Source organism: Actinomadura sp. WMMB 499 (assembly GCF_008824145.1).
Taxonomy (GTDB): Bacteria; Actinomycetota; Actinomycetes; order Streptosporangiales; family Streptosporangiaceae; genus Spirillospora.
In genome coordinates, this window is the sequence record NZ_CP044407.1 from 7,321,338 (window position 1) to 7,332,860 (window position 11,523).

Genomic DNA, 11,523 nt, shown 5'->3' on the forward strand with positions numbered 1-11,523 from the left:
GCGTTCCAGCGGGGGAGCGGGGCGCTACCCGAGGAGGGCGAGCAGCCGCCGTTTCAGCGCCGCGAACTGCTCCTCGTCGTACAGCTCGGGCGCGTGGCTGACCACTTCCCACAGGCCCTCGGCGGCCAGCCGGACGACCGCCGCCGCCACCGGGTCGGCGTCCTCGCCGGCGGCGCGGCCGTGCCAGCGGCGCATCGCCTCGTTGAGCGGCAGCCCCTGCCCGGGGTCCGTCGCGGCGGCCGTGATGGCCGACCAGCGCCGGTAGGCGCGCGCCTCGCCGGTCAGGATCTCGAAGGTCGCCTCGACGTAGGCGCGGGTGTAGGACCCGGGCGTCCCGTCGTCGTGCGCGGCGATCAGGTCGTCGAACTCCTCGATGACCCGCGCCACCATCGCCTTGACGAGCGCTTCCTTGGAGGGGAAGTGGTAGAGCAGCCCGCCCTTGCTGACGCCGGCGCGGTCGGCCACCGCGGTGAGCGTCAGCGCCTGCGTGCCGTGCTCGGAGAGCACCGCCTCCGCGGCGTCCAGGAGGGAGTTCTTCGTCATGACCGCTCCACTGTACCGACCGGACGGTACAGTCGCCAAACCGGCGGTCCGTGCCCGGCATTCCCGTAACCTCCCGGCCACCTACGGGGAACACCGGATGCGCGGATAATGTTGACGCCGTGGTGACCTACCTCGACCATGCGGCGACGACCCCCATGCTGCCGGAGGCCGTTGAGGCGATGACGGCGCGGCTGCACGAGCTCGGCAACCCGTCCTCGCTGCACGCCGTCGGGCGGGGCGCCCGCCGCGTCGTCGAGGAGTCCCGCGAGCTCATCGCCGAGGCGTTCGACGCCCGTCCCAGCGAGGTCGTGTTCACCTCGGGGGCACCGAGTCCGACAACCTCGCCGTCAAGGGCCTCTACTGGGCGCGCCGCGCGGCCGACCCCGCCCGCACCCGCGTGCTGGCGTCCGCCGTCGAGCACCACGCCGTCCTCGACTCGGTGCAGTGGCTCGCCGACCACGAGGGCGCCCGCGTCGAATGGCTCCCCGTGGACGAACTGGGGCGCGTCCGTCCCGAGACCCTCCGGGACGCGCTCGGCGACGGCTCCGACGTCGCCCTCGCCACCGTCATGTGGGCGAACAACGAGGTCGGCACCGTCCAGCCGATCGCCGAACTCGCGGCGATCGCCCGCGACCGGGGCGTCCCGCTGCACACCGACGCCGTCCAGGCCGCCGGCACGCTGCCCGTCCCGTTCGCCGCGAGCGGCGTCCAGGCCCTCACCCTCACCGGGCACAAGCTCGGCGGCCCGATCGGCGTCGGCGTGCTGCTGCTCGCCAAGCCGAAGGAGCCGGTCCACCTCGATCCCGTGCCGCTCCTGCACGGCGGCGGCCAGGAACGCGACGTCCGCTCCGGCACCCTCGACACCCCCGCCATCGCGGGCTTCGCCGCCGCCGTCGAGGTGGCCGCCCGCCGCCGCGCCGCCGAGGCCGAACGCCTCGCCGGGCTCCGCGACCGCCTCATCGAGTCCGTCCGCGCGGCCGTCCCCGACGCGGTCCTCAACGGCGACCCCCGCGACCGCCTCCCCGGCAACGCCCACTTCTCCTTCCCGGGCTGCGAGGGCGACGCGCTCCTCATGCTCCTCGACGCCCGCGGCATCGCCTGCTCGACCGGCTCCGCCTGCTCCGCGGGCGTCTCCCAGCCCAGCCACGTCCTGACGGCCATGGGAGCCGGTCCCGAGCGCGCCCGCGGCTCCCTGCGCTTCACCCTCGGCCACACCTCCACGGAGGCCGACGTCAAGGCCCTGGCCGACGCCATCGCCCCCGCGGTGGAGCGGGCCCGCCGAGCCGGCCTCACCTGACCCCGGACGCGCCCGCGGGTTTCATCGCCCCTCGATCGGGGACGGCTTTGCCGTTCGTTGAACGAGAGATTGCGAGGGACCGGGAGCGATGACGGGCGTGGCGAACGGCGGCGCGGTGCGGGGCGCGGGACGGAAGGCGGCCGGGCACCCGTGGTTCCACCGGCTGTCCCGCGTGGGGCTGGTCGCGCGCGGGCTGCTGTACATGCTGATCGGCGTGCTGGCACTCCAGATCGCGTTCGGGGACGGAGGCCAGGAGGCCGACCGGGGCGGCGCGCTCAGGACCGTCGCGGAGCAGCCCGGCGGGACGGTCGTGCTGTGGCTCATGACGGGCGGGTTCGCGGCCCTCGCGCTCTGGCAGTTCGCGGAGGCGCTCTACGGACGTCCCGTCCCGGACGGGCACAAAGCGCACGAGCGTCTCGGTTCGGCCGGTCGCGGGCTCCTGTACACGGCGGGGTTCGCGGCGACGCTCGCGTTCGTGTTCGGGCACCAGGGGGCGTCGAGCGACGAGCAGTCGAAGACGTTCACGGCACGGTTGATGGGCGAGCCGGGCGGGCGCTGGCTCGTCCTCGCGGTCGCGGCGGGATTCCTCGGCGTCGGCGCGTACGTCCTGTACACCGCCGCGCGCCGCAAGTTCCTCGACGAGCTCAAGCTCGGGCAGCTGGGCGGCGCCCGGCGGTTCGTCGAACCGCTCGGCGCCGTCGGCAACGCCGCGCGCGGCCTGGTGATCGGCGCGGCCGGCGTGTTCCTCGGCTACGCGGCGATCAGCTACGACCCGGACAAGGCGCACGGCCTGGACGGCACCCTCCGCGAGTTCGCCGGGACGCCCGCCGGAGCGTGGGGGCTCGTGGCGATCGCCTGCGGCGTGGTGCTCTTCGGCGTCTACTCGTGCTGCGAGGCCCGCTGGCGCCGGGTGGAGGCCGTCCGGCCGGGTCAGGGCCGGTAGGGGGCCAGCGCCTTCCAGCCGGGGTCGCTGGTCGAGGCGACCTTGGCCTTGCCCTCCGCCCAGCTCGCGGCGAGCTGGTCGAGTTCGCCGACGGCGCCCGAGTCGGGGTCGGCGTACAGGTGGAAGACCCGCAGCCCGTCGCCGGTCTCGCGGACCGCCAGCACCGCCCGGTCGCCGAGCTTGCCGAGCTTCTTCTCGAACGCGTGCAGCGCGCCCGACGACGGCTCGACCGGTAGCCGGTCGGGGTTGCTGTGCCGGTACGGGACGCTGATCGCCACGTGCAGGTCGCAGAGCGGGTAGTCCTGCCGGTGGAGCGGGAACCGCGCGCCGACCCGGGCGGGATGCCCGCGCGGCGTGCGGCCCTCGCCGCTCAGCCACGCCGGCTCCCCGAACGGCTCGGCGACCTGCTCGACGACCGAGCCGAGCATCGCGGGCGGCAGCGAGTCGATCGGCGCCTCCATCGCGATGTCGACGTCGCCGACCCAGCGGGCCACGTCGTCCTCGCCGAGCGCCCAGTCCAGGACGTGCGAGGCGACCTGCAGCTGCTGCTCCTCGGGGACGAACAGGAAGTCGGGGTGGTAGGCGGTGATGTGCACCTTCGCGCGTCCGGCGTCGGCCCGCATGCCCAGCCGCACGTACTCCAGGTCGAACTCGTGGTCGCCGAGGACGAGGTCCTGGGCGAGCATCTCCGGGTCGGCCTGCCGCGCCGGGTGGAAGGCCCAGTCACCGGCCCCCTTCGGCGCCGCCCGCACCCACCGCTCGGCGAGTCCGCGCAGCTCCGGGTCGCCGCCGCCGGTCAGCGTCAGCGAGGGCGCCCGGTCCTCGGCGCCGCCGATCTCCCACTGCAGGCCCGGATGGATCTTGTGGACGCGGCGGGACAGCTCCTCGATCGTCTCGGCCGACAGCCCCTCGCCCGGCGGCTCGCCCGGCTCCTGCTCGCCCGGACCGGCCGCCAGCGACGACTCGATCGTCGGGCGCGCCTGGCCCCACCATTCCCAGAACTCGCCGACCGCGGGCGGTGCGGTGGCGGACGTGTCGCGCGGACGGCGGAAGATTCCCACCTGTACGTCTCTTCCTTTTCGTGGGGTCACACGGGGTCCGGGCCTTCACGGAGCCCGCGACGTAACCCTACGCGAGCCGCCGGACGATCCGTCGCCGCGTCCCCGCCGCGTCCCGTTCACCCCGCGGCGCACCCGTCCCGCCGGTAACCCGATGTGGACAGGGCCCCGCGGCGCGTACGCTCGAAGGACTATGACTCTGCGCGTACTCGCCGCCATGTCCGGCGGCGTCGACTCCGCCGTGGCCGCCGCCCGCGCCGCCGAGGCCGGGCACGACGTCACGGGCGTCCACATGGCCTTGTCCAGCAACCCGCAGTCCTACCGGACTGGCGCGCGCGGCTGCTGCACCCTCGAGGACTCCCGGGACGCCCGCCGCGCCGCCGACGCGATCGGCATCCCGTTCTACGTCTGGGACCTCGCGGAACGCTTCCACGAGGACGTCGTCGAGGACTTCGTCGGCGAGTACGCCGCGGGCCGCACCCCGAACCCCTGCCTGCGCTGCAACGAGAAGATCAAGTTCGCGGCGCTGCTGGACCGCGCCCTGGCCCTCGGCTTCGACGCGGTCTGCACCGGCCACTACGCCCGGCTGGAGGACGGCGTCCTGCGCCGGGGCGTCGACGAGGGCAAGGACCAGTCGTACGTCCTGGCCGTGTGCACCCCGGAGCAGCTCGCGCACGCGATGTTCCCGCTCGGCGACACCACCAAGGCCGACATCCGGCGCGAGGCCGACCGGCGCGGCCTCCAGGTGGCCGACAAGCCCGACAGCCACGACATCTGCTTCATCGCCGACGGCGACACCCGCGGCTTCCTCGCCGACCGCCTCGGCACCGCCAGGGGGCCGATCGTCGACACCGACGGCACCGAGGTCGGCGAGCACGACGGCGCCTACGCGTACACGATCGGGCAGCGCAAGGGCCTGCGCATCGGCACCCCGGCACCGGACGGCCGGCCCCGGTACGTCCTCGACATCTCCCCGGTCACCAACACCGTCACGGTCGGCCCCCGCGAGGCCCTCGACGTCCACGAGATCACCGGCGAGCGCCCGGTCGTCCTGGGCGGCGTCCCGGACGGCCCGTTCGGCTGCCGGGTGCAGCTGCGCGCGCACGGCGAGGTCCACGACTGCACGGCCGAACTGGACGTCGACGTCCTGCGCGTCCGCCTGGCCGCCCCCGCCCGGGGAGTCGCCGCGGGCCAGGCCGCCGTCCTGTACGAAGGCGACCGCGTACTGGCCTCCGCGACCGTTTCTTCTGCGGTGCCCTCGGCGTCAGGCCGCTAGGCGGCCTTCCTTCAACGGGCGCCGCGTGCGATTGCTGCATCGCTCCGACTCGCCCGAGGGCTCGCTGCGCGATCGGATTCTTGCTTCGCTCGAATCCGGCTTCGCTCGCAATCGCAGTGGCAATGGTCCGCTCGGGTTGGGGCGGGCCGGCGGTCGGTGAGTCAGGGCGCGCCTGGACCCGCGGGGGTCGCGGCGCCGTCGATCTCGAAGGCCTGGCCGTCCTCCGGGAACACGATGTTCGTCCTGGACGAGCGGGTGACGTCGTCGTCCCGGTGCGTCGCGAGGAACCGGACGTCCGGGTGGCGGTCCGCCAGCGGTTCGACGTCCGCGAGCCCCATGTGACCGAACTTCCCCTCCGCCGGGAAGCTCGTGTCCAGCACGACGGTCGGGCAGTCGGCGGCGAGCTTCTCCACCGCCGGGCACAGCACCGTGTCGCCGGTGTACCCGAGCCGCGCGCCCGACTCGTCGGCGATCGCGTAGCCGAGCGCGGGGACGGTGTGGTCGACGGGCATCGCGTGGATCCGGTACCCGTCGCCGGACCATTCGCCGCCCTGGTCGCCGATCTCGACGAAGCGCGGCGGCACCTTCTCCCGGATGCCCGCGTAGGTGTCCGGGTACGCCATCTCGAACAGCCGCTCCAGCCGCTCCTCGAACCCGGACGGGCCGATCAGGACGAGCTCGCGATCCCGGGCGTGCCGCAACCCCTGTTCGAGGAACAGGAACACGATGTCGAAGAAGTGGTCGGCGTGGAAGTGGGTGATGAGGCAGACGTCGATGTCCAGCGGGTCGAGCCCGTGCCCGCGCATCGCCTTGAGCGACCCGTTCGGGGCGTCGACGAGCACCTTGCCGTCGACCAGCGCCGACGCGCTCATGCTGGCGCTGAGGATCGATCCGGTCCCGATGAACTGCAGCCGCACTGTTGCCGCCCCCCAATGCCGTGTCCACGGCGTCGCCGACGAGATTCCCCTACAGGAATAACCCAAAGTTTCGCTACTTACACTCACGGTAACGGGAGTCGGGCGGCCGACCTTTGCCGGCCGACCACCGGGCGGCGTTCCGCCGCCTCCGGGCGGACTAGGGTCGGTTCCCGGTGAGTCTCTGGAGGTGGTGTCGTGAAGTTCGGTGTCTCGACGTTCGTGACCGATGACGGGATCAGGCCCGCGGCCCTCGGGCGGGCGCTGGAGGAACGCGGGTTCGGGGCGCTGTTCCTGGCCGAGCACACCCACATCCCGGTGAAGCGGGAATCGCCGTGGCCCGGCGGCGATGAGCTGCCGCGCATGTACTACCGGACGCTCGACCCGTTCGTCGTGCTGTCCGCCGTCGCGAGCGTGACGGAGCGGCTGCGGCTCGGCACCGGGATCGCGCTGGTGATCCAGCGGGACCCGATCGTCCTGGCCAAGGAGGTCGCCTCGCTGGACCTGATCTCCGGCGGGCGCGCGGTGCTCGGCGTCGGGGCCGGCTGGAACCGGGAGGAGATGCGCAATCACGGCACCGAGCCGAAGACGCGGATGCGGCTGCTGCGCGAGCGGGTGCTGGCCGTCAAGGAGCTGTGGACGAAGGACGAGGCGGAGTTCCACGGCGAGTTCGTCGACTTCGACCCGGTCTTCATGTACCCGAAGCCCGTCCAGGACCCGCACCCGCCCGTGCTGATCGGCGGCGGAGGGCCGACGACGGCCGACCGGGTCGTGGAGTTCGGCGACGGCTGGCTGCCGCTCTACGGGCGCAACACCGACGCCCTCGCGGAGCAGATCGCCGACGTCCGGGAACGGGCCGGACGGCACGTGCCGGTCACGATGTTCGGTGCACCGGGCAGGCCGGAGGTCCTCGAGGAGCTGGCGGCGGCCGGGGTGGACGAGGTGCTGTTCAACCTCAAGACCGACGCGGAGGCCGACACCCTGCGGCGTCTGGACCGGCTCGCGGAACTGCTGTGATCACGCGCCGCTAGATCGTTGATGGGGTTTTGTTGAGTGCCCCGATCAGTGGTCATAGGCGATCAGTGACCGCTTGACCGGGGCGCCGATCAGCCAGTTGTGCCAGATCACGGCGTTGAGGGCGCAGATCCGCTGGCACAGGCGCGTCCAGAGCCCTCCGGTGGTGCGTGCGGCGTGGCGTTCCAGTCCGAGCTGGTTCTTCAGGGTCCAGATGACGGCCTCGATGCGCTGGCGCAGCCAGGCCGGGAACACCTTGACAGGCGGCTCGGGCTCGTCCTGGCGCACCGGCCGGATCAGGAGGTGGCCCAGGCCGGCGGCGGTCTTCTCCACCTCGGCTCCGGCGAATCCCTTGTCGCACACGATCGGGCAGGGCCCCGGGGCGGGCGGCCGGGTGTGCAGCAGGTGGATCGCCTGCTTGCGCTCGTCCAGTTCCTTGGGGTGGGCCACGCTGAAAGAGCACACTGCGCCTTCGGGGGTGGTGATCAGCATGAGCTTGGCTCCCCAGTAGAAGGCGTGGTGGGACTTGTCCATGCCGTAGCCGGCGATCTCGCCCAGGGCGGAGCGGTGGACGGTGGTGCGGGAGGCGCCGCAGCGCAGCGGGGTGCCGTCCATCAGCCGCAGCCGGTCGTGCCAGGAAGGCGTCTGGCGGACCAGCCACATCGACGCCGCCGACAGGACGGGTGCCGCATCCCGCAGGTGCCGGTTGTACTCGGACTGGCCGGGCAGCCGGGGGAACAGGTGCCCGATCCGTGCGGGCGCGGTCCGCAGCCACCGGCGCTCGGAATCGCACCCGAGCAGGACCTGGGCGATGGCGACGCAGACCAGCTCGGCGTCGTTGAGGGTCCGGGCGGGGCCGCGTCTGCGGGGCCGGTCGGCCGATCGCAGGACGTGGTCGTCCAGATGGACGTAGAGTGCGGTCAGAAGGGCGTCCAGGTTTGTCTTCACACACTGATCATGGGCGCCCTTCGCCATGCCCGCCGCCGGTTCGGCAAACCCCCATCAACGATCTAGGCTTTCGGTGTGACTCATCCGTGGCAGGCCGGGACCGCGACCGGCGTCGGTTCGTATCCAGGTGACGACCCCGAGGAGACGCTGCGGGTCGTGCTCGGCGAGGTGCCCGAGCTGCCCCACCTGCCGGAGCTGCCCGCGCGCGGCCCCGGCGCCGACATGGTGGGGCGCTCGGCGGGGCTGCTGGTCGACATGCCGGTGCACCTCGAACCGTCCGGCTGGCGGTTCTCCGACCGGCCCGGCCGCGACACCGTCCGCACCCGCGACCACCTCGCCCGCGACCTGGACGTCCTGGAGGCCGTCGCGGGCGGGCACGACGGGCCGTTCAAGATCCAGGTGTGCGGCCCGTGGACGCTGGCGAGCACCGTCGAGCTGCGGCACGGCGACCGCGCGATCAAGGACCCGGGCGCCGTTCGCGACCTGGCCGCGTCGCTCGCCGAGGGCGTGGCCGCGCACGTCGCGGACGTCCGGCGGAGGCTGCCCGCGGCACGGATCCTGCTGCAACTGGACGAACCCGCCCTCCCGGCGGTCCTCGCCGGGACGGTCCCGACCGCGAGCGGCTTCGGACGGCTGCGGGCGGTCGAGGAGCCGGTCGCCGAGGACGTCCTGCGGCGGACGATCGACACGGTGTGCGCGGACGACGCCGCGTACCCGCTCGTGCACTGCTGCGCCCGGAACGTCCCGTACGGCATGCTGCGCCGCGCGGGCGCGAAGGCCCTCTCGGTCGACCTGCGGTACGTGCCGCGGCGCGACGACGACGCCGTCGGGGAAACGATCGACGCGGGCGTGGGCCTGTTCCTCGGCGCCGTCCCGGCCGTGGACGCGACGCTGCCGCCGCTGCGGGCGACCGCCGAGCCGATCCGGGAGCTGTGGCGGCGGTTCGGGTTCCCGCCCGACCGGCTCGCCCGGCAGGTCGTGGTCACGCCCGCGTGCGGGATGGCGGGCGCCTCGCCCCGGTACGTCCGCGACGCGCTGAAGCGCGCCCGCGACACCGCGCGGATGCTCCACGAGGCCGCCGAACAGTAGCGGCGACAGGGCGCGCCCCCTGCCGGATTGTCGGTGCCACCGGGGAAAATGGGGGCATGACCACGAGCGACGGCACCACCGGCGGGGTTCCCGGCGAGGCACGGCAGCGGCATCTGGACCTGAGCGAGCGGATCGACGAGGGCAACTACCGCTACTACGTCCTCGACCAGCCGACGCTGAGCGACGCCGAGTACGACCGCATGATGCGGGAGCTGCGGGAGCTGGAGGAGCGGTATCCGGAGCTGGTCACGCCCGACTCGCCCACCCAGAGGGTCGGCGCGCCGATCACGACCGACTTCGCGACCGTCGCGCATCTGGAGCGGATGCAGAGCCTCGATAACGCGATGGACGCCGACGAGCTGCTCGCGTGGGACGAGCGCGTCGTGAAGGAGGTCGGCGAGGTCGCGGGCTACCTGTGCGAGCCGAAGATCGACGGTCTGGCGATCGCGGTGACCTACGAGCGCGGACGGCTCACGCGCGGCGTCACCCGCGGGGACGGGCGCACCGGCGAGGACGTCACGCACAACATCCGGACGATCGCCGACATCCCGAACCGGCTCGCGGGGGAGGGCTGGCCGGACGTCCTGGAGGTGCGCGGCGAGGTCTTCCTGCCGGTCGAGGGGTTCCAGCAGGTCAACGCGGCGCAGGTGGAGGCCGGCAAGGACCCGTTCGCCAACCCGCGCAACGCGGCGGCGGGGTCGCTGCGGCAGAAGGACCCGCGGATCACCGCCAAGCGCCCGCTCAGCATGCTCGTGCACGGGTTCGGCGCCTGGGAGGGCGGCACGCGGCCGGAGAGCCAGTCCGGGGCCTACGAGCTGATGCGCGGGTGGGGACTGCCGGTCAGCGACCGGTACGAGGTCGTCGGGGGCATGGACGCCGTCCGCGCGTACATCGCCGAGTACGGCGAGAACCGGCACGGCACCGCGTACGAGATCGACGGGGTCGTGGTGAAGGTCGACCAGTTCGCGCTGCAGCGGCGGCTCGGATCGACGAGCCGCGCGCCGCGCTGGGCGATCGCGTGGAAGTACCCGCCCGAGGAGGTCAACACCCGGCTCCTCGACATCAAGGTCGGCGTGGGACGGACCGGGCGCGTCACCCCGTACGGGGTGATGGAGCCCACGAAGGTCGCCGGTTCGACCGTCGACCGGGCCACCCTGCACAACGCGGGCGAGGTCAAGCGCAAGGGCGTCCTGATCGGCGACACGGTCGTCCTGCGCAAGGCCGGGGACGTGATCCCGGAGATCGTCGCGCCCGTGACGGCCCTGCGGGACGGTTCGGAGCGCGAGTTCGTCATGCCCGCGGAGTGCCCCGAGTGCGGCACCGAGCTGGCGTACGAGAAGGAGGGCGACGCCGACATCCGCTGCCCGAACGCGCGGTACTGCCCGGGGCAGCTGCGCGAGCGGGTGTTCTTCGTGGCGGGCCGCAGCGCGCTCGACATCGAGGCCCTCGGCTACGTCGCGGCGACCGCGCTGACGCAGCCGATCGAACCCGCCGACCCACCGGTCAAGAACGAGGGCGACCTGTTCCACCTGACCGTGGAGGAGCTCCTGCCGATCCGGAGCCTGGTCCTGGACGCCAAGACGGGCACGCCGAAGACCGACCCGGAGACCGGGGAGCCGAAGGTCGTGTCGTTCTTCGCGAACAAGGAGGGCGAGCCGAAGAAGACCGTCGAGATCCTCTTCGAGGAGCTGGAGAAGGCGAAGAAGCAGCCGCTGTGGCGGGTGCTGGTGGCGCTGTCGATCCGGCACGTCGGGCCGTCCGCCGCGCGCGACCTGGCCCGCGAGATGGGCTCGCTCGACGCGATCGCGCACGCGTCCGAGGAGGAGCTGGCCGCGGTCGACGGCGTCGGCCCGACGATCGCGGCGTCGATCGCGTCGTGGTTCGCGGTCGACTGGCACCGCGAGATCGTCGACAAGTGGCGCGCGGCGGGCGTCCGGACGCAGGACGAGGGCGCCGCGGGCCCGCGCCCCCTGCAGGGCGTCACGGTGGTGATCACCGGTTCGCTGGAGGACTACAGCCGCGACTCGGCCACCGAGGCGGTGCAGGCGCTCGGCGGCAAGGTGTCGGGATCGGTGTCGAAGAAGACCGGGTTCGTGGTCGTCGGTGACAGTCCCGGGTCAAAGTATGACAAGGCGATGAAGCTCGGCGTGCCGGTCCTGGAGGAGGACGGGTTCCGGGTTCTGCTGGCCGACGGGCCGGAAGCGGCCAAAAAAGTCGCTGTCCGTGCCGACGAGTGACGAAATGTGCTTGACGGTCCGCCAGCAGGTTTGCGTTACTCAGGGGTACACTTTCACTACCCAACGGAGAGGAGTGAGCGCGATCCGGGCATAACGGAACGTACCCAACCGGTTTCGCGAAGTTCCCCAGAGGTCGTACTCTCCCTCTCATCGCGACACACCTGAATCACCGGACGTATCGCCCGGGGGCGTCCCCGTGGCCCG

General features: G+C 72.8%; 9 protein-coding genes and 1 pseudogene. 6 read left to right on the forward strand and 4 right to left on the reverse strand.

The features are described from left to right. Positions 1 to 24: 24 nt before the first annotated feature. The gene (locus F7P10_RS33055) at positions 25 to 543 is read right to left on the reverse strand and encodes a TetR/AcrR family transcriptional regulator (RefSeq protein ID WP_151015499.1); all 519 of its coding nucleotides are present in this window, start codon (positions 541 to 543) and stop codon (positions 25 to 27) included. A gap of 122 nt (positions 544 to 665) precedes the next feature. Here F7P10_RS33055 and F7P10_RS33060 point away from each other — a divergent pair. Next, a pseudogene (locus F7P10_RS33060) lies at positions 666 to 1,840 on the forward strand (cysteine desulfurase family protein). Between the two features lie 88 nt (positions 1,841 to 1,928). After that, on the forward strand, positions 1,929 to 2,783 hold the full coding sequence (locus F7P10_RS33065) for a DUF1206 domain-containing protein (RefSeq protein ID WP_151015501.1): 855 nt from the start codon (positions 1,929 to 1,931) through the stop codon (positions 2,781 to 2,783). On the opposite strand, the gene F7P10_RS33070 is transcribed toward F7P10_RS33065, so the two are convergent. Further along, positions 2,771 to 3,844 carry a DUF695 domain-containing protein gene (locus tag F7P10_RS33070; protein ID WP_151015503.1) on the reverse strand — a complete coding sequence of 358 codons (1,074 nt, stop codon included), beginning with the start codon at positions 3,842 to 3,844 and terminating at the stop codon, positions 2,771 to 2,773. The two genes, F7P10_RS33065 and F7P10_RS33070, sit on opposite strands and share 13 nt — an antisense overlap. Before the next feature lie 190 nt (positions 3,845 to 4,034). Between F7P10_RS33070 and mnmA the strand changes: the two genes are divergently transcribed. Next, positions 4,035 to 5,117: a tRNA 2-thiouridine(34) synthase MnmA gene (gene mnmA, locus F7P10_RS33075; RefSeq protein ID WP_151015505.1), complete on the forward strand. Its 1,083-nt coding sequence runs from the start codon at positions 4,035 to 4,037 to the stop codon at positions 5,115 to 5,117. Positions 5,118 to 5,278: 161 nt separating this feature from the next. Here mnmA and F7P10_RS33080 read toward each other — a convergent pair whose 3' ends face one another. After that, positions 5,279 to 6,034 carry an MBL fold metallo-hydrolase gene (locus F7P10_RS33080; protein WP_151015507.1) on the reverse strand — a complete coding sequence of 252 codons (756 nt, stop codon included), beginning with the start codon at positions 6,032 to 6,034 and terminating at the stop codon, positions 5,279 to 5,281. A gap of 195 nt (positions 6,035 to 6,229) precedes the next feature. On the opposite strand from F7P10_RS33080, the gene F7P10_RS33085 reads away from it, so the two are divergent. Next, the gene (locus F7P10_RS33085) at positions 6,230 to 7,048 is read left to right on the forward strand and encodes an LLM class F420-dependent oxidoreductase (protein WP_151015509.1); all 819 of its coding nucleotides are present in this window, start codon (positions 6,230 to 6,232) and stop codon (positions 7,046 to 7,048) included. Positions 7,049 to 7,093: 45 nt separating this feature from the next. Here the strand turns inward: F7P10_RS33085 and F7P10_RS33090 are convergent, their stop codons facing one another. Beyond that, positions 7,094 to 7,993, reverse strand: a complete 900-nt coding sequence (locus F7P10_RS33090; protein ID WP_151015511.1) for a transposase — start codon at positions 7,991 to 7,993, stop codon at positions 7,094 to 7,096. 75 nt (positions 7,994 to 8,068) lie between these two features. On the opposite strand from F7P10_RS33090, the gene F7P10_RS33095 reads away from it, so the two are divergent. Beyond that, positions 8,069 to 9,082, forward strand: coding sequence for a methionine synthase (locus F7P10_RS33095; RefSeq protein ID WP_151015513.1), 1,014 nt, complete (start codon positions 8,069 to 8,071; stop codon positions 9,080 to 9,082). 56 nt (positions 9,083 to 9,138) lie between these two features. Continuing rightward, positions 9,139 to 11,319 (forward strand): NAD-dependent DNA ligase LigA, encoded by a 2,181-nt coding sequence (gene ligA, locus F7P10_RS33100; protein WP_151015515.1) that lies wholly within the window; start codon positions 9,139 to 9,141, stop codon positions 11,317 to 11,319. Positions 11,320 to 11,523: the final 204 nt, after the last annotated feature.